1 protein-coding gene (running past both ends of the window) is annotated in these 22,566 nt (G+C 70.8%); it reads right to left on the bottom strand.

Positions 1-22,566: part of an LEPR-XLL domain-containing protein coding region (locus KBC94_RS07300; RefSeq protein ID WP_294368011.1), annotated on the bottom strand (this coding region is incomplete at its 3' end). Its footprint runs off both ends of the window (6,000 nt to the left, 13,830 nt to the right); the window shows 22,566 of its 42,396 annotated nt.

Genomic DNA, 22,566 nt, shown 5'->3' with positions numbered 1-22,566 from the left:
CACCAGGCCGCCCGCGGCGGCGATGTCGCCGCCCAGCGAGGCGCTGCCGCCATTGGCGCGCAGCGTCACGCTGCCGCCGGTGGTGGCGATGCGCCCGTCGTGCGTGGTGTCGTCCAGCAGCACGATGCCGCCGCTGGCCGTGAGCGACACGGCGCCGGTGGTGCTGGCGATGGCCTGGTGCACCACCAGGCTGCCGCCGTCGGCCGTCAGCGACACGCTGCCGCTGCCGGCCTGCAGCACGCCGGTGCCCGAAGCCGCCACCGTGAGCTGCCCGGCCGTGGTGGCCACGCCGATGTTGCCGCTGGCGCCCGCCTGCGTCTGGGCCACGCCCAGCACCGTGAGGTCGCCTCCGGCCGCGGTCTCGCGGATGGTGATGTCGCCCAGCGTGCCGGTGTGCGTGGCGCTGACGCTGTCGAGCTGGGTGGCGCCCAGGTTGATGCCCGAGGCCGCGGTCACCGTCAGGTGGCCGCCGATCAGCGCCTCGCCCGTGGCGCCGTCGGTGGCGGCGTCGAACTGCTGCACCGAGCCCGTGGCCGAGTACAGGACGATGTCCTGCACGCCGGCGGCGGTGCGCGCCTCCATGGTGTTGCCGATGCGGATGTTGCCGATCGCGTCGAGCTTGACCGTGCCTTCCACCAGCAGCGTCTGGTTGGCGAGGTTGGCATCCTCCACCGTGATGTTCTGGCCGTAGACCTCCAGGTTGTCGCGCAGCAGCGGCTGGCCCGCCGTGGTCAGCGCCGCGATGCGCACGGTGCCGGTGCCGGTGGCATGGCCGGTGCTGCTGTCGTAGCCGCCGATCACGATGGTGCCGAAGCCGTCGGCCAGCTTGCGCACCTCCTGGTCGTTGATGTTGAGCGTGGCGTTGGTCACGCTGTTGATCGGCGAGCCCACCTCGATGTTGAGGCTGGTGGTGGTGGGCCGCAGCCAGAGCGTGCCGGTGCCCACGATGGACTCGTCGCCGCCCTGGAAGTCGATCTCGTCGCCCTGCAGCACGATGTCGCCACCGCCCTGCACCACCACGCCGCCCTTGAAGATCACCTGGCTCGCGCCCTGGATCACCAGCTTGCCCGAGGTGAGCACCACGTCGCTGTAGAAGGTGACCACGCCGCTGGCGGTGATCTGCAGGTCGCCGTTGACGGTGACCGGGCCGTAGAAGGTGACGTTGTTGGGCAGGTTGACCTCGCTGCCCACCGTCACGCCGCCGATGGTCAGGCCTTCGAGCGCATCGTCGCCGCCCACGGTGCCGCTGATGACGATGTTGTCGGCCGCCTCCAGGCGCAGGTAGTCGGGCGTGGCGTCCTGGTTGCCGTTGAGCATGTGCGAGGGCAGGCTGCCCAGCTGCAGGCTGCCCGTGCCGTCGGTGCCGGCGCGCAGGGTGATCGGCGCGCTGGCGGTGCCGCCGTTGATGCGCACCGAGTCGTTGATGGTGATGTCCGAGTCCGAGGACGCGTTGGCCGAGACCGTGGTGGTGTTGCCCGAGCCGCTGATGGTCAGCGAGGCGTCGTGCGTCAGCACCAGCTCCTGGTTGATGTAGACCTCGCCGCCCAGGTTGGGGTTGAGGATGACCAGGTCGTCCTTGACCTGGATCGTGCCGCCGGACACGCCCTCGCCGCCCAGGTAGACCTTGAGCGCGGTGTCGGTGCCGCCGATGACGATCTGGCCGAAGCCGTCCTGCAGGTGCGACAGCGAGTCGTTGCTCAGCTGCATGCCGCCGCCGGTGCTGCCGGCATCGCCCAGCACCACGGTGCCGGTCGGGTCCGAGGGCTTGAAGGTGAGCGTGGCCCCGGCGCTGCGCACGTCGGCGGCGATGCTCACCTGGTCGGAGCGGATGGTGATGTCCTGCCCGCCCGCGTCCACGTCGCTCACGAACTTCTGCTCGCCCTGCAGCGCCGCCACGTCGGTCTGGCCGCCGCGCGAGCCGGCCGCCGCGGCGTCCGAGTGCACGACGATGGAGCCGGTGGCGAACACCACCACGTCCTGCCGGCTGGTGCTGGAGACGGTGAGCGACTGCGCGTCCACCACGATGGCCTGCGGGCTGAAGGTGAAGTCCTCGTAGCGCTGGCCCACCGAGCCCTTGGCCGTGATGGTGATGCCGCCGCCGGCGGCCGACAGCATGGGGCCGCCGGCGCTGCGCAGCACCGTGCCGTTGGCCACGTGCGAGGCGGCGTTGTAGTCCTCCAGGTTCGCCACGGTGATCAGGCCGGTGGCCTGGTCCATGGTGAACTTGTTGCGCGAGAGCATCCAGTCGATGTCGGCGTCGAAGCCGCTGCCGTCGCGCAGCCAGCCCAGCGCGGCGCTGTCGTTGACCACCGAGCCGGTGATCGCACGCACCCCGATGTTGCCGCTGCCGCCGGCCTTGACGGTGGCGCCCAGCGAGATGTCGCCGCCCTCGGCCGTGAGGGCGATGCTGCCGCCCGCGGTGTCGACCGCCTGGCCGATGTGCAGGCTGCCGCCCGCATACAGCGCCAGGTCGCCGCCGGCGCTGTGCACGCCGGTGCCGTCCGCCAGCACGTCGATGTCGCCATGGCGCGCCAGGATCGAGACGCGGCCCGCGGCCTGCTGGTCCACGCCCACCAGCTGCAGGCCGTCCACCTCCTCGATGAACACGTCGCCGTGGCCGGTGTTGACGAAGTCCAACGCCCGCACCTGCACTTCGAGCGCATTGCCGTCCTCGCCGATGCCGCCGCTGGAGCGGATGTACAGCAGCGCGTCGGCCGCGATGACGTCGGTGCTGCCCTCGGCCACGTCCAGCACGCCGCCGGCCACGATGCGCAGCTCGCCGTCGTGGGTGGTGCGCAGCTTGCCCAGCAGGATGGCGCCGCCCGCATCGAGCGAGATGGCGCCGCTGCCGGCATTGACGACGGTGTCGCCTTCCATCGAGAGGCTGCCGGCGCCGGCGTCCAGCGTCACCGCGCCCGAGACGCTGGTGATGTCGCCCTGGCCGCTCATGGCCAGGCCGCCCTGGCCGCGCACCGTCACGTCGCCCGAGGCGCTGGACAGCGCCTGGTTCAGCGTCAGCACGCCGGCCGTGGTGACCAGCGAAATGCCGGCGCTGCCGGTGGTGGCGATGGCGCCGTCGACGGTCATGGCGCCGCCCGACTGCAGGTGCACCGCCGCGTGGCTGGTGCTCAGCGCCTGGGTGACGGTCATGCCGTCCTTCTCGTAGATGTCGATGGCCGAGCCGGCGGTCACCGTCAGCGTGTCGGCCTCGATGGTGCCGACCACCGCGCCGTTGACCAGCCGGCCCGCCGACACCGCGCCGGCCGCCGTCAGCGTCACCGCGCCGGCCGAGGCCATGCTGTCGATGGCGATGGCGCCGGTGCGCGAGGTGATGCTCACGTCGCCCGCGGTGCCGGTGATGGCACCGATGCGCACGTCGCCGTCGGCCACGATGGTGATGTTGCCGCCGGCCATCTGGATGCCGGTGATCTCCAGCGCGCCGGTCTGGATCACGGTGAGGTTGCCGTCGCCGGTCATGGTGACCTGCAGCGTGCCGACCTCGGTGGTGAGCGTCAGGTCATGGCCGGCCGACACCGTGAGCGCGCCCGCGCTGAGCGTGCCGCCCAGCGTGAGCGAGGCGCCGGCGCTGAGCGTGACCGTGCCGCCGCTGCCCACGCCGATGTCGGAGACGACCACCAGGTCGCGGCCCGCGCCGAGCGTGAGGTTGTCGCCGTCGTAGGTGGGCAGGTTGACCACCGTCAGGCTGCCGCTGACCAGCAGGCTGGCATCGCCGGCACTGCGGTCGGGGACGATCAGCACATAGTCGCCGCTCTTGGTGAGCGCCTGGGTGGCGGCGGCATCGCGCACGCTGCCCTTGAGCTCGAAGGCCGCATTGGCCTGCAGCGCCGTGAGCGTGAGGGTGCTGCCCTGCACGCTGGCAGAGACCACGCCGTCCTGCTCGATGCGCTGCTCCAGCGCGCCCAGCACCGAGGCCCAGTCGGCCGTGACGGCCTGGCCGCCCACGGTGTCGCCCACATGCACGGTGTAGCTGCGCGCGCCCACCTGCACGGTGTAGTCCACGCCCGCCTGCGGCGTGCCGCTGAACGTGAGGCGGCTGGCCTGCGTGGCGTCCTGGCCGGCCGCGGCCAGCACGCTGCCCGCGTCGATCACGCCGCCGGCCACCGCCGTCTGCGACAGGCGCTGCACCGTCACGTCGTCGACGGTGAAGGCCTGGTTGGCATCGTTGGCCGTCAGCACCAGCTGGCGCGTGGCGGCATCGAAGCCCACGTCCAGCAGCGCATGGCCGCCGTCCACCTCGCCCGCCTCGATGGCGGTGGCCAGGGCGCCCAGCACCGAGGCCCAGCTGACGGTCACGCCGCCGCTGCCCACGGTGGCGCTGTAGCTGTGGCCGTTGACCTGCACCGTGAAGACGCTGCCCGCGGCCAGCGTGTAGCCGGCCGTCGCCGGATCGGCGAAGACCACATGGCTCTTCTGCTGCACCTGCGCGCCCGCGTCCATGTCGGTGTCGAAGGTGGCGGAGACGGCACCCGCCTGGCCCAGGGCCGCGGTGCCGAACGCGTCGTTGGCCACCTCGGCCGCAAGGCCGATCACGCTGCGCTGCGCCACGCTGGCGCCGAAGCTGGTGGAGGCGGAGGCGATGGCCGAGGTGCTGAGCACCGTCAGCACGCCGCCGGCGCCCGACTGCGGATCGGCAAAGTCGCTGCTGACCTTGTAGCCGCCCTCCTGGATCAGCGTCAGCAGCTGGGCCGTGACGGCCTGGGCGCTGTCGCCGTCCTGCGCGGTGTAGCTGTAGGCCGTGCCGTCGAGGGTGATGGTGTAGGCCGTGCCGGCCGCGACCGTCAGGCTGCGCAGGTCGAGCACGCGGCCGTCGTAGGCCGTGGCGTCGATGGCCTCGCCGCGCTCGATCTGCGCCGCCAGCGCCGTGCGCAACGAAGCCCAGTCGGTCACGCTGGCCACCGTGGCGGTGGCGCCGTAGCTGGCATGGGCGTCGACCGCCACCGCCAGCCCCTGCACCACGGCCGCCAGGCCGTCGCCGCTGGCCGCGGTGTAGCTGAAGCTCTGGCCGCCCACGGTGAACACGTAGCGCCAGCCCTGCTGCACCTGCAGGCTGCTCAGGTCGAAGTGGCGGCCGCCCTCGGTGGTGCCGTCCTGCAGCAGGCCCGCCTGACCGGCCTGCACGCTCTGCATCGAGCTGCCGCCGACCTGGGTGGCCGCGAGCGTGGCGCCCGCGCTGAAGGTGATGACCGTGCCCGAGGCCTGGGCCGCGATGGTGGCGTCGGCATCGGCCAGCGCCGCCAGCTTGCCGGCGATGCTGGCGCGGGTGTCGCCGTCGACGGCGATCACGTCGAAGCGCTTGCCGTCGGCCACGGTGAGCGTGTAGTGCGCGCCCGCGACGATGCCGGACAGGCCCGTCAGGTCGACCGTGACGTCGTTGCCCGAGGCCGTGCCGCTGGCCGTGCCCAGGCGGCTGTCGGCCTGCAGCGCCAGCACGTCCAGGCTGCCGCTGCCGTTGCCCAGGCCGGTGACGTCGATGAAGGCATTGGTGCCCAGGCGCACGAGGTAGTCGTGCCCGTCCAGGGTGAGGCCGTAGAGCTTGCCGGACTGCGGCGCGGTGCCGCTGTCGAACAGCACGTTGGTGTGCTGCGCCTGGTCGAAGCCCGGCGCCACGTCGCCGGCCCCGGTGTCGAGGCTGCCGCCGTCCTTGGCCACGCCGCCGGTGACGGCATCGAGCGTGGGCAGCGTCAGCGACACGCCGGCCAGGGTGAAGGGCGTGTTGCCCTGCTCGGCGCTGAGCACCAGCCGCAGGTTGTCCGCATCCACCGTGACGGCGATGGCCTCGCCCTGCTCGATGCGTGTCTTGAGCGCGCCGAGCACGCCGGCCGCCGTGTCGCCCTGGGCCGCGGTCACGCTGTAGGCATGGCCGTTGACGGTGACGGCGTAGATCTGCCCCGCCGCCGGCTGGATGCCGAAGGCCAGCGTGCTGACCTGCGCCACCGACACGCCGGCCGGCGTGAGCGTCTGGCCCTGCAGGTTGACGATGGCGCCGCCGGCCTCCAGCAGCGAATGCTCGGTGACGGTGCTCTGCGGGTCGTAGCCGAAGCCGCCGGCCGCGATGGTGCGCACCTCGACGTCGTCGCCATTGCCCTGCTTGCCGGGGTCGGTGAGCTGCGTGATCTGCGCCGCGCCGCGCACCGTCACCTCGTAGCCGTAGAGGTCGGCGGTGCGCTCGTCGTAGGCATCGGTCACCACCGTGGTGGTGCCGTCGGGCTGCAGCGTGGCGACCGACAGGGCCTTCCACTCCTTCACGCCGTGCAGTGCATCGGCGGTGATGCGGCCGGAGGTCTTCTCGGCGCCCAGGTCGGTCGCGGCCTCCACCAGGTCGACGTACATGACGCCGGCCGCGCGCAGGTCGATGTCGCTGCCGCCGGCGAAGTTGCGCACCTCGCGCAGGTACAGGTCACCGCCGGCGGCGATGTCGATCAGGCCGTCGCGCGCGCTGGCCAGCTCCACCACCAGGCCCGTGGCCTCGTTGATGCGGATGGCGCCGTGCACGGTCGAGCGCACCTTGAGCGTGTCCACCAGCGTGTTGAGCTGGGCGTCGCCCGCGGTCTGCACTTCCAGGCGGTCGGAGATGAACACCGAGGCGCCGTCGCTGGTGACGGCCTGCGCCGTGAGGCTGAGCACGCCGCCGGTGGTGGCCGCGGCCACGATGCCGCTCTGCACGGCCAGCGTGCCCTCCACGATCAGCGTCACATTGCGGGCCGGATCGAAGCCCTGCAGCCCACCGACGAAGCCGCTGAGCGTCAGGTCGTCCTGCACGTGGACGAAGATGTCCTGCCGCGCGCGCAGGTCGAAGCGCAGCGCGGGCAGCTGGTCCACCTGCAGGTTGATGAAGCCCGTCTCCTGCGCCGGCGCGTTGACCGAGGTGCTGCCGCTGGCGTTGACGTCCACCGACTGCTGCACGGCCGTGGCGCCATCGGCGCGCACGATCACCTGCTCGATGGCATCGAGCGCGGCGCTGCCGTCGTAGTGCTGCGCCTTGACGGCGATGGTGCCGCTCAGGTTGACGTTCTGGCCCGCCACCAGTTCCAGGTGGCGGTTGACGCTGAGCGTCACGTCCTTGAGGTTCAGGCTCTCGCCCGTCTGCAGGATCAGCGTGTCGGCGCTGAGCGTGGTGGGCAGCAGCTTGGTGATCGGCTCGCCGCCCGAGGCCTCGGTGCCGAACACGAAGTACTTGCCCGCGCGGTATTCCATCCACTCGGGCGCCTCGAAGAAGCGGTAGAGCTCCACCGTCTGCGCCGCGTCGAAGACCACGCCGCGGCTGTAGGCCAGCGAATCGCCGGCCTTGGGCGTCTTGACGACGACGCTGCCCTGGTGGCTGGTGAGCGACACGGTGTCGCCCGCCATGCGGCCGTCCACGTCCACCAGCAGGCTGCCTTCGCTCTCGATGGCCACGCGCGTGTTGCCGGTGCCGGCGGTCACGCTGCTCAAGGCCTGGACCACGGTGAGGCCGGCGTACTTCTCGCCCACGCCGTCGAAGTCGTGCAGCGCGATGTCGCCACCCGTGGTGGTCGCATCGAGTTCGTTGACGGCGATCTCCAGCCCGGCGATGCCGGTGGCGGCGCGCACCGTCAGGCGCTGCGCCACCACGTCCACCGCCGCGTCGGCGAAGGACTCGGCCACGGCACCCTGGCGCGAGATCAGCGTCACCAGGCCGGCCGAGCTCAGGCTCTGCTGGGCCTGGCCGTCCACCACCGGCAGGTCGGCCGCGGTGGCGGCATGGACGCCCGCCGAGACATGGCGCACCAGCAGGTCCTGCTGCGCATCCACCTTGACGTCGTTGCCGGCCTTGTTGGTGCGCAGCACCACCTCGACCAGTTCGACCACGCCTTCGCCGGTGAGGGTGAAGCTGCCATCGGCGATCTCCACGTCCTGCACCGTCAGGCGGCGCTCGCCCTGCGCCACGGTGGCGCTGGCGGTGTCCTGCACCGCCAGGCGCAGGCTGTTGACGTTGGTGGCGATGTCCACCGCGCCGGTGCTCGTCAGCACCAGCTCGTCGGCCACCACGCGGGTGTCGTCGTCGTGCCAGACCTGACCCTGGGCGCTGAGCGTGACGTCGCCGCGTGCGTCGTTGCGCACGTCGCCCAGCACCAGGTCGCCCGTCAGGCCGGCGGCACTGAGGGTGGAGAGGCTGATGTCGTTGCGGTCGCTCGTGCCGAGCGTGAGCACGCGGATGGCCTTGAGCAGGCCGGTGTTGCTCACGGTGATGCCGCCGTCGGCGGTCTGGGCGTCCAGCGTCAGCGGGCCGGCGTTGACGAGGTCGATGTTGCCCACGCCGGTGAGCGCCAGTTGCGCCTCGGACACGCGGGTTCCCAGGGTCAGGCCGGTCTCGGCCGAGGCCTCCAGGCGGCGGGCGGCGATGGTGCCCACGGCCACCCAGACCTTGTTCTCGTCGCCCGTGGTGTTCGGCAGCTGCACGAGGTCGCGGCGCTGTTCGATGAAGCCGGCCTGCGCCTGCAGGTGCAGCACGCCCTGCGTGGCGCTGGCCTCCAGCGTCGCATGGTCGAGCACGATGTCGCCGCCGAAGCGGCCCGCGGTGAGCGACAGTCCGCCCTCCGTGGCCTTGAGCACCGTCTGTGCGTCGGCCTCGATGCCGCCGTCGCGCGCCGCTCCGGCGGCGGCCGAGCCGGACTCCAGGTCGATGCTGCCGGCGGTCACGGCGCCGCTGAGGAAGAGGTCGCGGCCCGCATCCACCGTCACGCTCGCCAGGCTGTCGCCGGCGGCGGCGCCGGCATGGGTGGCGCCGCCCAGCGTCAGGTCCTGCGCGGCCAGCAGCGTCACGGTGGCGCCGCTGCCGGTGCCCAGCAGGGTGGCGTTGTCCGCCACCTCCAGGCTGGTGCCGGCGGCCAGGCTCAGGCTGTGGGCCTGCAGCGTGGTCTGCACGGCCTGGCCCTGCGCATCGGCCACGCCCTGCACCTGCACCAGCGTGCGCGCGCTCACGTCCAGCCGGTCGCTGGCGCTGACGACGCCCGACAGGCGCACCGAGGCGCCGGCGTCGATGACGATGTTCTTCGCGCCCAGCGCGGCGGCATCGCCGAAATCGCCGTAGCTGCTGCCCACCGTCTCGGTGTGCGCCTCGGAGACGAGCTGCGTGACCTTCTGGATGATCGGCACCGACTTCCAGACGGTCACGTCCTTCAGCGTGGTGACCATCACCTCCTTGGTGGTGGTCTGGTAGACCGGCCGGTAGTCATCGATGTCCTGCGCCACCGTGGCCAGCTGGTACTTGAGCTGCACGCGCTGGTCGTAGACGTTCTCGGTCTTGGCCGTCCACTGGTAGGTGTAGTTCCAGAAGTTCTCGTAGCGGTAGCCCCAGACCTTGATGGCCGTGATCTCGTCGTTGTGGCCGCCGAAGTCCGGCTTGCTGCCCGTGAGCTTCTCTTCCCAGCCGCCGTAGTTCTTGTGCTGGAAGACCTGCACCGCATAGGTGGCCGAGCTGAACCGCACCGCCTGGATGTCGTCGTTCCAGTCGTCGCCGCCGCGCGAGCCGTTGTAGTTGCCCACGAGGTTGCTGGTGTCGTTCTTGACCTCCAGCGCATAGCCCACGTAGTTGGCCCACCAGTAGAAGACCGGGCCCGCATAGCCCGCCTGGATGCCCGGCGCCACGCCGACCTGCCGCGTGCTGTCGAAGGCCGAGGACTGCAGCACCAGCGAGGCCGTGCCCGAGGCCAGGGTGGCGCGGTAGTCCTCGTTCGCCAGGATGGCGCTGATGCCGAACGCGGCGTTGTTGGCGCGCACCTTGGCGCCCTCGCTGTCGAACCACGACCATTTCGGCGCGTAGCTGATCGTCGCGTCGTGGTCGTCGGCCATGTCCAGGTACTGGCGGGTGCCGGTGCCGTCCATGTAGCTGACCTTCCAGCGGCCGATGTCGTGGTCGAAGTCCAGCGACTGGTTCGACCAGTCGAAGTTGCTGGCCGTTCCCGTGAAGCTGGAGCTGACCTGCTTGTAGAAGACCTTGCTGCTGTCGATGTAGCTGCCCACCAGCTCGCCGCTGTGGGTGGCACCGGCCTGCACCCAGTTGCCACCGGTGTTGCTGCCGTCGGCGCTGGTGTCGCCATCGAGGTAGAGCGCACTGCCCTGGCTGACCACGCGCAGCACGTCCTCCTGCGCGCCCACGGGCATCAGCACGTACTTGTCGCGCCAGCCGGCCACATTGACATAGAAGACCTGCAGCGTGCCGTCCTTCCAGTCGGGCGTCCAGGCCGACTCTGTGGTGTTGCCGTTGAGCGTCTGGTGCGTGACGGCGTTGTCGTAGCCGAAGTCGTACAGCGGCATGTAGCCGAGCGTGTTGAGCACGGCCCAGCGCTGCGCATCGGTGAGCTGCGAGAAGCTCTTGTAGTCCGAGCTCTTGTAGTCGCCGCTAGGGGCGGCGACCGAGCGGCCGGGGTTCTGCTCGTCGCCGGCGCGCGTCCAGTCGACCACCGGGATGGCCGCCTTGTTGGGCAGCGTGCTCAGCGCCTTCTCCTCGGCCGTGTTGAAGTAGTCCACGCCCTCGATGAAGAACTCGCGGAACTGCTGGTCGGCCGCGGCGGAGGGGTTGTAGTAGCCGGTCTGCGACAGCGTCACGTCCATCGTGTGATAGCTGCTGCCCACCTTGACCAGCTCGGTGCCCACCTGCTCGGTGACCTGCGTCGTCTGCCAGCTCACCTCGGGCACCTGGATGGTGCCGTCGGCCACCTGCTGGTAGCCGGTGACCACATCCACCGTCTGTTCGGTGGTGGTGTAGCTGGTGACCTGCACGGCCTGCACGGCTGCGAGCTGCTGCGCGGACTTGAGCACCACGTCGCCGCCGGCCTGCACGACCAGCGTGCCTTCGGCATTGACCTTGCCCTGCTCCAGCACCAGGATGTTGCCGCCCGCCAGCTGGGCGCGCGCGATGTCGGATTCCAGCCGCTCGCGGCTCCAGCCCAGGTCCACACCCGCGTTGAGGTGCACGTCGTGGCGCGAGCCCAGGAAGCCGCCCAGCGTGAGCGAAGTGCCCGCGTTGACCAGCAGCAGGCCATGGTCGGCGTCCTGGTCGACCTGCACGTTGCCGTTGATGACCACGGTGGGCGCCGCCAGATGCACCAGCGAGCCGGCCTTGACGATGGGCGAATCGCTGCCCGCGACCGAGGCGCTGGACAGCACCAGGCGCGTGCGCGCCTGCATGTAGATGGACGAGTCCTCGCCGAAGGCGAAGACGTGGCTGCCGGCCGTCATGTTGATGCTGGCGCCGGTGATGGCCACGCGCTCCTGCACCTCGATGTTGCGCATCACGTTGACGTCGCCGGAGGTGGAGGCGATCACCACGTCCTTCACGTGGGCGCGGGTGGGGCTGCTGCCGTCCACGCGTTCGCCGATCACGTGCGAGATGGTGATGCCGTCGGCCGCGCGCACGGTGACCGTGCCGCCCTCGCCGGTGTCGAGCACGCCGCCGGAGATCTGCTTGCCGTCGGCGTCGAGCACCAGGGTGTCGATGAGCACGCCGATGCGCGTGGCGGCATCGGTGCCGCCTTCGACGCGCACCTGGTCGTCCCCGCGCACCAGCGCCGAGACCACCACCTGCGAGCGCGAGCTCAGGGTGATGTCCGCGCCTTCGCCCTCGGCCACCACGTCGCCGCGCAGGATGAGGTCGCCATCGGCCGAGACCACGATCTGGCCGTCGGCATCGCCCACGCCCAGCCGGCCGGCCGAGCTCACCGTGAGGCCGTTGCCGGCCACATCGGTGCCCGCCAGGACCTGCAGGCTGCCGCTGGCGGAGAGGTGCGCCGCGACCACCATGTCCAGCGCCGCGCGCAGCTGCATCTGGGCACCGGCGCCGTCCAGCTGGCGGCCGCCGGCATAGGCATCGCCTGCCAACTCGATGCGTGCACCCGCATCCAGGCGCAGCACGCTGGCCGCGGCCAGCGTCACCAGTTGGCCATCGGCGGCCGAGCGGATGCTGCCGCCGGCGCGCAGTTCGAGCAGCCGGTCGGCCGTGATCACCGCGCCGCCGCTGGCGGCACCGACCGAGCCGACGGCGATGTCTCCCGCCGCCTGCACCAGCACGCCCTGGCCCGCGGCTCCCGCCGTGATGGGCGAGCCGTACAGCGCCACGTTGCCGCCCGCCACCACGCGCAGGGAGCCGGCCAGCTGCATGTCGGCATGCAACTGCACGCCCTGGGCGGCCGCGATGTCGACCTCGTAGTCGTAGGTGGCCGGCGTGGCCGCCGTGCTGCGCACGGTGCCGGCCAGGTCCACGTTGCGGCCCGACAGCACGATCTGCCCGCCGGTCTCGATCCAGCCGGCCTCGTGCTGCAGCGTCAGCGTGCCCTGGCTGGAGACGATCTGCACCAGGCCCGTGCCGCCGCTGTCGCGGCCCAGCGCGCTGTTGATGGAGACGTCGTTGACGCCGCTGAAGAGGATCCGGCCGTTGGCGTCCAGCGTGTTGAAGTGGGCCGAGTTGGTGGTGATCAGGCTCAGCTCGCCGGCCCGCACCTGGCTGCCGGCGCTGACGATGATGTCGCGCTGGGCCGTCAGGTCGCCGCGCAGCTCCAGGGTGTTGCGCGCCTCGATGACGATGTCGGCATTGGCGCCGCGCGCCACCAGGTCGCCGCGGATGATGGCGTTGCCCGCCGGGGCCAGGTACATGCCGCCCGAGAGGGTCTCCAGCAGGCCAGTCTCGGTGAGCTCCACCGTCTGGTTGCCCAGGGCGTTGGTGCCGGCATAGAGGTTGATGGCGCCGTAGGCGCGGATCGCGCCGGCGATCGTGATCTCGCCGCCCGGCGCGTTGGCGCGGCCCAGGTTGACCATCGAGCCGCGGGCGCTGGCGTCCAGCGCCCAGCCGCGGTCGGAATCGGCCGGGGCCGACACGGCCTGCGTGAAGCCGAGCAGGCCGGCGCCGCCGCCGGCATCGGCCAGCGTGAAGGCGTAGTCGCCGGTGATCATCAGCCGCCCGTCGGTCAGGCGCACCGTCAGGCCGTAGCCCGACAGTTCGGGCGCGGCATCGATGGCCGCCTGCAGGTCCTGCACCAGCGAGGCCAGCCCGGCGTTGCCCGCGGTGGCCGACGCCGACACGGTGAGGGTGGCACTGCGCAGGTAGCTGCCATCCTTGACGGTGAGCACCAGGCTCGCGTCGCGGCTCAGGTGGCCGTCGGCGTACTCGGCAAAGCCCGCCGCCGTCAGCTCCTGCGTCCAGGCCGGCGTGAGCACCGACACGTCGCCCGCGGCCGACAGGGTGATCGCGCTGTCCTCGGACCAGGTCTTCAGGTGCACGTTGCCGCCGAGCACCACGCCCTGGTCGGCCCAGGGGTTGGCGCTGCTGGGCGTACCGGCCCCGATGCCGCCGCGCACCTCGATGGCCTTGCCGGCCATCAGGTCGCGGCCCAGGCGCACCTGCTGGCCCGCCGTGATGCTGATGGTGGAGTCGCCGCCGAAGGTGTGGACGGTGCTGCCCAGGGTCATGCCGGCCGGGTCGAAGTGGTCCACCACCTCGCCGCCGGCCACCAGCAGGCCGTCGAGCTGCGCGTCCTGCGAAGCGCTCACCACGATGCGGCCGTCCGCGTCGTGCACCGCCACGCGCGCGCTGCCGGGCATGCGCACGCCGATGCCGTCGCCGCTGTAGCCGCCGGCCAGTTCCACGCTTTCGCTGGCGCGGATGGTGGCGCCCACCTCCACGGTGGCGCCCGAGGCGCCCGTGGTCTGGGCGCCCAGGTAGAGCTGGCCCGCCGAGCGCAGCACCACGCGCGAGGCCTCGGCCGACCAGTCGATGGTCTCCGTGCGTTCGCCGCCGGTGGCCGGCGCGCCGCTCTGCTGCAGCGTGCCGCCCGACAGGATGCTGCCGCCGATGGTGATGCCGCCGTAGGCGTCCACCGAGACCAGCCCGCCCGAGCCGTCGCTGGTGATGCCCGCCGCATTGAGGCCGGCCGCGCTGCCGATGACCACGCCCCAGCCATCGTCGTCCGCGCCGGTCAGGCCGGTGGTCTGGATCTGCACCGCGCGCGTGGCCTGCAGGGCCGTGTCCACCAGCACCTGTTCGCCGGCCTGCACACGGATGGACGAGTCCGCTCCGCTCCACTGGATGCCGCTGCTGCCGATGATGCCGCCGGCCACCAGCGCGCCATGCAGTTCGACGTCGCGGCTGCCGATGACGGTGATGCTGCTGCCCGCCGCCGTGGTGTTGAGCACCGAGGAGGCGTTGACGTAGACGCTGGTGCCGTCGGCGTTGGCGCCGTGCAGGTCGGTACCGTCCAGCGACATGCCGCCCACCAGCGTGATGCTGCCGTTGACGCGGGCCTGGCCTTCCCAGTAGACCCAGCGGTCGGACTGCAGCACCAGGTCCGAACCCTGGCCCAGCAGGTTGATGTTGCCGCGCACGATCACGTCGTCGGCCGTGGAGACCACGAAGTCGGCATCGTCCTGCAGCGTGGTGACGGTGCCCGTCAGCAGGAAGCCGAAGCCGCGCTGGCCCAGCAGCGGATGCGGCTCCAGCACGCGGATCTCGTCGACCACGCCGTCGTTGTTGGCGTCGTAGGCCTGGACCACGTAGGTGTGGCTGCCGTCGCGCACCACCCAGCGGTCGGTGCCGGCCGCGCCGCTGGTGTCGTTGCGGTAGTCCACGCCCTCGGTGAAGCCGGTCATGACCTGCTTGCCCTCGGCGGCCGAGGCGTTGTAGTAGACGGTGCCGGCGTAAGTCTTGAAGCCGCTCTGGTCGACGATCCGGAAGAGCTGGTCGCCCGAAAGCTGGGCGAAGGCCGTGCCGTCCGCGGGCCGCGCCACGTCGCTCCAGTGCAGGGTCTCGGCGTGGTAGTCCACCCCGGCCTCGAAGCTCAGGCGGTACTGCGCATCGGCCGATGCATTGGCGTTGTAGTAGACGGCGCCGTCCCAGCGGGCATAGCCCAGCTGGCGCAGCACCGCGTCCTGCTGCTCCAGGCTCAGGCGGTCGAAGGTGGTGCCGGGCGCCGGCACGGTGAGTGCATGCCCGTCGGCCCCCGTCCACACGATGTCGGCATTGCGGTAGTCGCGGCCCTCGCCTTCGACCAGCAGGCCCACGGTGCGGCCGGTGGCGGCGTTGTGGAACACCTCGCGGTCCACCTGCGCATAGCCCAGGGCGTCCAGCACCACGGCACGCTGCGAGGGGTCGAGGTCCTCGAAGGTCGCGCCGGCGGCGGGGGCAGCGGCACCGCCCCAGTCGATGGCGTCCAGGTTGTAGTCGGCGGCCTGGCCCTGCGCGAAGCCGTCGACGATGCGCACGGTGCGGTCGGCGTCGGCCTTGATGAAGTGCAGGCCATCGAGCACCTCGTAGCCCAGTGCACGGGCCACCACCTTCTTCTGCGCATCGGTGAGCTGGTCGAAGCCCGCGTCGGCCGCGGGCTGGCCCGCGCTGCCCCAGTAGATGCTGGCGTTGCTGTAGTCGGTGGCAGGGCCTTCGCTGAAGGTGGTCAGCACCTTCTTGCCGGGTGCGGCGCTGTAGTTGAAGAAGTTCTTCTCGCCGCTGCCGTGCTCCAGGTAGTCCACCACGATCTGGCGCTGCAGCGCGGTGAGCTCGCTCCAGCCGGCGTCCACCGCGGGCAGCGCCGAGATCGGCGTGGCGTCCAGGCCCGTGCCGTTCCACAGGTCGCCGGGCATGGCGTAGTAATCGAAGGTGTAGCCCAGGGCCTGGGCCACCGCCAGCTTCTGTGCGCCGGAGAGCTGGTCGAAGGCCGTGCCGGCCGCCGGCGCGGGCACGCCCGCGGCGGCCCAGTCGATGTGGCTGTTGTCGTAGTCGTGCGCCACGCCCTGCGTGAAGCCGGTGGCCACGGTGAGGCTGCCATCCGGCGCGGTGTGGGTGAACACCAGCCCGTCGTAGGTGGCATAGCCCAGTGAGGCGGCCACGGCCTTCTTCTGCGCCAGCGTGAGCTGGTCGAAGCCGGCGTCCGTGGCCGGCGCGCCGGCGCTGCCCCAGTCGATGTCGGCGTTGCGGTAGGCCACCAGCTCGCCTTCGGTCAGCGCGGTGCGGAAGCTGTGCGTCTGCGCGTTCCAGTAGCCGCCGTCCTCGTAGGTGGTGTAGCCCAGCGAGGCGACCAGCGCCGCCTTGGCGTCGTCGGGCAGCTCGGCGAAGGGCGTGTAGTTGGCCAGGGCCGTGGCCGAGGCCAGCGCGGCCAGCGGCGTGTCGGCGCCGCCGAAGAGCTGGCGCAGGTCGACGTGGATGTCGCCGCGGTTCAGCGCCTCGATGATGGCGGCGAACTTCTGCGCGTCGCTGAGCGTGGCCAGCGTGCGGCCGGGCAAGGTGTCGAAGTAGTCGGCATGCGCATCGCTGACGGCGCCGGCATCGATGTGCAGCGCGCCGGCCGCGGTGAGCGAGCCCGCGAGCATCAGCTCGCCGGCCGTCTGGATCGACACGCTGGCATCCGCGCCGGTGAGTTCCGGCGTGAGGCCGTCGGCGCCGAAGCGGGCGCCCGAGAGCACCGCGCTGCCCGAGAGCAGGCCCAGCGCGCCGGTGGCGCTCAGCGCGATGACGGAGCGTGCACCCTCCGCCGACACCGTCGCGCCTTCGAGCACACGCAGCGAGGCGCCGGCAGCGATCTGCAGCTGCACGTCGTCGCCATGGGCCCACACGCCGGCGGCGATCACCACCGAGCCCGAGCCGCCCAGGAACAGGTGGCTGCCGGCCTTCATCGTCTCGACGGCCGCGCCCTTGTCGGCGGTGATGCTGTTGACCTCGGTGCCGTAGCCCACCAACGCGCCGGCGCCGGTGCTGCCCACGACCTGAACGTCCAGCAGGTCATCCCCGCGCAGCCAGCCGCTCACGACCAGCTGCTCGGTCAAGCGCAGTACGGTCTCGCGGGCATGGATGCCCGCGTCGGGCACGCCCATGGGGGCGCGCACGTTCTGGCGCTGGATCTCCATCAGCCGCCCGGCGAAGGTCAGGCGTTCGGTGGACTGCACGTCGCCCTGCACGGTGATGCGGTCGGCGATGAGCGTGGCGTCGTCGCGCAGCAGGGCCGAGTAGAACTGCGTGCCCACCACGGCGTCCTCGACGTCGCCTACATACATGCGCACGCCGGTCGCGGCGTGGCCGATGGCGATGGACGAGAAGCCGTCGCGCAGCGCGGCCAGGTCGCGCATGCCGAGTTCCATGAAGCCCGTCTCGTTGCCCAGCGAGTAGTCGCCGCCATAGGTGCCCTGGGCCGCGCCGCCCACGCGGTAGCCCTGGTCGGCCGAGAAGCTGCGCAGGCTGAAGCTGCCGGTGCCGCTGACGCGGTCGTCGCCCGAGGCGAAGTCCACGTCGTCGGCCACGATGGCGATGGCGCCGCCGCCGGTGCCGGTGGAGATCTGGCCGCCGTCCAGCGACAGCAGCGCCTCGTGGCTGCCCAGCTGCAGGTCGATGCGGCCGGCGGGCGTGGTCAGGCCGCCGGCTGCATCGCCGTCGGTCACCACGCTCACGCTGTCGGTCTCGCGCACCACGATGTCGGCATAGGCCGCGCCGGCCGTGCCGCGGTTGACCACGTTCAGCTGCGACACCTGCGTGGCGAGCGTGCCGTCGATGCCGGCGGCGCTGATGCTCAGCAGGGCATCCGGCGCCTTGTAGAGCGCGGTCTGGCGCACGTCGAGGATGCCGGCCGTCTCCAGGTGCAGCGAGGTGTGGCCCCAGCTGGCGCCGTCGGTCATCTTCAGCACCGTGCGGCCGGTGCTGGTGTCGCTGAGCTCCAGGCGCTCCAGGGCGTCGTCGAAGTTGATGACGCGGTCGGCGCCGTCGATGGCCACCTTCAGGCTGTGGTCGCCCAGCAGCAGCGTGCCGGTGCTGGAGAAGGGCGAGATCACCAGGCGGTCGGTGCCGGTGCCGCTCTTGAGGTTGAGCGTGCCCGCGCCGCTCACGTAGATGAGGTCGTCGCCGCTGCCCGCGTCCACGGTGTTGACGCCCGCGCCCACGTAGATGACGTCGTTGCCGCCACCACTCGAGATGGTGTTGACGCCCTCGCCCATGTCCACGATGTCGGCGGCGTCGCCGCCGGTGAAGCGGTCCTTGCCGGCGCCGCCCTCGAAGCGCAGGCCGCTGACCTCGCCGCTGAGGAATTCGTCGTCGCCCGCGCCGCCGCGGATCACGCTGCCCGCCGCACCGCCGAGGATGACGAAGCTGTCGTTGCCCTCGCCGCCGTCGAAGTCCAGCGCCGCGGTGACGTACTTGCCGACGTAGACCGAGTCGTTGCCCTTGCCGCCCACGCCCACGATGCGGTTGACGCCGGTGAAGCTGGCCGTCTCGCCCAGCGAATGCACCACCACGGTGTCGCTGCCGCGCTCCTGCTCGATGGAGTAGGACTCGTTGGTGATGTCGTCGTACACCGTGTCGCCGTAGCGGCCCGAGGCATCGCCCATGTTGAGGTAGAGCGTGTCGCCCACCTGGTAGGCGATCTGCGGCGGATCGGCCCACGACCACTTGAAGCTGCCCGAGACAGTGATGCCCATCACCGTCACCCGCGCGGCCAGGTAGGCGCTGGCGGCGTTGATGTCGATCTCGCCGCGGAAGCCCGCCAGCGTGATGTCGATGGAGAACAGGCCCAGGTCGATCTCGAAGTCCAGCGAGCCCCACACCGCCGCCGCGAAGCGCGGCTGGCTCGACAGCACGAGCGAGGCGCCGGCGTTGAGGTGCAGCGGGCCGAGCCAGATGTCGATCTCGGCCTTGCCGCGGATCTCGAAGTTGCCCTCGGAATCCACGTAGCCACCCACGTCGATGGTCAGCGCGTTGAAGAAGTTCAGGCTGCCGTCGAAGGACAGCTTGAACACGTTGTCGATCACGCTGATGCCGCCCTTGAAGTCGACATCGAAGAGGAAGAGGCTGATGTCGCCCTTCAGCTGCATGTCGAACAGCGTGTTGGCCTTGATCACGTTGCCGTGCAGGTCGGTGTAGTCGCTGTGGCCGGTGTTGATGCGGATGTCCGCATCGGCGCTGATGCCGATGATGTCCACGCCCATGTTGACGTGGGTGTGGATGTTGAGCGCGAAGACGGGCGCATCGCCGTCCATCAGGAAGGCGGCCGAGCCGCCCACGGCCACGCGGCCGAAGCCGCCCAGCTCCAGCGCCACGTCCAGCGCGGCCTGCACACCGCGCTTGTCGATCAGCAGGTCGATGGCGCCGGTCATCTCCACCGGGCCGACGGCCACGGCACCCGAGCCCGAGATGCGCAGCATCTGCGGATCGAGCCACACGGTGCCCAGCGGATTGCCGGCGGCGTCCACCGCCAGCGTGCGCACCTCCTGCTTGGCGGCGGTGGTGTTGATCTGCAGCAGGAAGCGGCCGGAGACGCTGAACACGCCGCCGCCGTCGATGATGATGGAGTCGGCCCCGCTGCCGCCCACCTCGAAGGCGCCGTAGATGCCGGTGTTGCCGCCGTCGACCACGATGCCCAGCGTGCCGGTGACCGACAGCGGCTCCAGCAGCGGCAGGTCCAGCGTGGCGGTGGCGCCCAGCTCGGCGCGCACCGCGCCGTCGATCTCGGCGACGATGACGCTGAAGTCGCCCTTGAGGGTGAGCGCGCCGTCCAGCAGGTCCAGCGTGCCGTGGCCCACCACGGCCGCATACACGCCCACCCAGTCGGGCTTGCCCGGAGGCGCGGCGCCGATGGTGAAGGTGTCGAAGTCCACCTTGTCGCGGAACTGCTCCGGCACCACGTAGACCACGTCGCGGCCGAAGGTGTTGAGCGACAGGTCCAGGTCGGCATGGATCTGCACCACCGAGCCGATGGCCAGGTCGGCGTCCAGCGAAAGGCGCAGGGCCACGCCCGGATCGCTGCCGCCGCGCACCACCACCAGGCCGGTGCCGTGGCGGTTGAGGTTCAGGCCCTCGGGCCCGATGGCGACGGTGACGTCGGCGAAGGCCGTCAGGCCCTCGCTCTCGCTGAAGCGGAAGTCCAGCACGCCGGTCATGCTGACCAGGCCGAAGAGCTTGAGCTGCGCCTCGCCGAAGACGCGCAGCAGCTGCTCGTTGTACATGAGCACCACCGGCTCGTCGGCATTGCCCGTGGGAATGCCGTAGCCCTGGTGCGAGGCACCGTTCGAGTCCAGCCAGGTCGACTTGCTGAAGTCGATGGTGGTGAAGCTGAAGGACAGGCTCAGGTCCGGATCGAAGGACACGGCACCCGAGGCCGCGTCGCGCATCACATGGCCGAGGCCCACCGAGGCGCGTACGCCGGTGTTGATCTCGATGACCATGCCCTCGGCGTTGATCTCGGCCCCGGGCACGCCCACCAGGCCGATGTAGTCCACGCTGGCCCGGCCGGCCAGGTACACGCCCACGTCCACCGAGTTCAGGCCGATCACCAGTTCCTTGGCCACCACGAGGCCCAGGTCCAGGTTCTCGACGGCCAGGCCGACGGCACTGTCGTCGGGCGTGTCGTTCTCGTCGATGCGGCCGTCGCCGTTGCTGTCGCGCCAGTAGCCGCCCACGCCGATGAAGCCGTAGGCGTCGTTGATGCCGATGGCCAGGCTGGTCACCTGCGTCTGCTGGCCGTTGTTGAGGGTGACGGTCTCGGAGCCCTTCTTGGTCAGCGCCATCGAGGCCGACAGCTGCAGGAAGCCGGCCACGTTGATCTGCGCGTAGCCGATGGCGGCCTGGATGATCTCCTGGTCGAAGTCGATGATGACCGCATGGTCGCCGCCGGCCGGCAGCGCATAGCCGCGGGTGGCGAGCTTGCCGTTGCCGTCGAGGTCCTCGCCGGCGTCCAGCACGCCGTTGCCGTTCTTGTCCTCGGGCGACTTGTCGTAGGTCGCTGCCCAGTCGATGGAGGGCGGCCCGAAGAGCTGCAGCAGCGGGTTGAGGTTGCCCGTCGGGTCGTTGGTGAGGACGAAGGTGTTGATGTTGACCGACACGTCCTGCGCCTGCACGGCCAGGATGTCCGGGTCCACGCCGACCAGGCCGGCATAACCGACGTCGGCCTTGAGCGTCAGGAAGTACGGGGAGGCGGCCTCCAGCCCCGGAATGCTGGCGAGCAGTGCGGGCTTGGCGATCACCAGCCCGAAGTCCACGTTGCCGATGGCCACGCCGACCGCGCCGTCGTTGATGGGGTCGTCGTTGTCGATGCGGTCGTTGTCGTCGGTGGCGCTGTCGTAGCGGTAGGGCCCGCCCACGCCGGCAAAGCCCTGCAGGTTGTAGCCGCCCAGGGTGAGCGTCTCCATGTCCATGGCCAGGTGCGTGCCGGTGTTGCCGGTGGCCTGGTTGACCAGCGTCTGCAGCCCGCCCAGGTCGACCTGGGCGCCGACGATGCGCTCGCCCTTGCGGAAGGCCAGCGAGCCGCTGAGGCTCAGGAACTGCGACACCTGGATCTCGGCATAGCCGATGTCCAGGCCCATGAGCTGCGTGCCGCGCTGCTGCATGTAGACCGGCGTGCCGCCGGTGCGCACCTCGAAGCCGGCGGGCCGGCCCGCCTGGTCGTCGGCCGGGAAGCTGTCCACGAAGTCGGCCGTGCCGTGCAGCAGGCCGCCGAACATCTCTCCGCCGCGGTTGAGTTCGATGGTGAGGTCTTCGGCGCGCACCTTGAGCACGTCGCCCATGCCGTAGGTGCGGGCGCTGTCGGCATGCGCATAAAGCGAGAAGAAGTCCTGCGCCTTGAACACGCTCGGCAGCTGGGCCTTGAACATGGTCAGGCCCACGTCCAGGCCTTCCATGCTGAAGCCGAAGAGATCGTCGCCGTTGGCGATCTCCAGCTTGCCGTTGCCGCCCGGCACCTCCTCGTAGTCCGGGTTGCCCAGGCCGACGAAGGCATAGACGTTGCTCGCGCCGAAGCTCAGGCCCTTGAAGCTGACGTCCTGGATGGTCGAATAGTCGTCCGCCACGCCGCCCAGCGCCTTCAGCGCGCCCAGGATGGACTGCGCCTGGTCGCCCAGCAGTGTCTCGATGAGCGACACCTCGGAGGGCAGGCCGGTGTAGAGGGTGCCGGTGAAGGTCTCGCCGATGTTGAGCTGGAAGTCGCCGCGCAGGTGCACGAAGTCGCCCAGGTCCAGCGACAGGTCGGGCAGCGACAGCGAGCCGAAGAGCGTCAGACCCAGGTTCGGATCGAAGCCGATGGACAGGTCGATGTCGCGCACGAAGTCGAGCGCGCCCTTGAGGAAGTCCAGGTCGGGCGAGAACTTGGGCAGCAGGTCGCCCAGCCCCGAGAGCTTGATCGACGGGAACAGGTGGCTGGTGTCGGGCAGCTCGAACTCGAAGTGGAAGCCGCCGTCGATATTGATCAGGTCGAACAGGCCCAGGTGCGCCTGCATGCCGATGCCCAGCGAGTTGCTGTCGAAGTCGAGCGTGAGGTGCTCGCCCTGCGTGCCGATGGGGATCTGCAGGCCCTGGCCGCCGTCGATGGCGCTGAAGTCCACATAGGCGCCGGGCACCGGTGCGGAGCCCAGGAAGGCGCCGTTGAAGGACAGCAGCAGGTCCGTCGCGTTGAGCGTGAGGAAGGGATCGGTGCCGACGATGCCGGCCATGCCGGCGGTGGCCGACAGGCCGAAGAACTTGCCGGGCAGCGGCACGCCCTGCGCCAGCGTGGGCGTCATCATGGCCAGCGCGAAGTCCAGGTCGTCGATGGCCAGCCCGATGGCGTCGTCGTTGGGCGGGTCCTGCTCGTC

The sequence above is a fragment of the Pseudacidovorax sp. genome (assembly GCF_017991995.1).
GTDB lineage: Bacteria > Pseudomonadota > Gammaproteobacteria > Burkholderiales > Burkholderiaceae_C > Xenophilus.
Note: the sequence above shows the minus strand (reverse complement) of the source record. Positions and strands in the feature narration are given on the sequence as shown.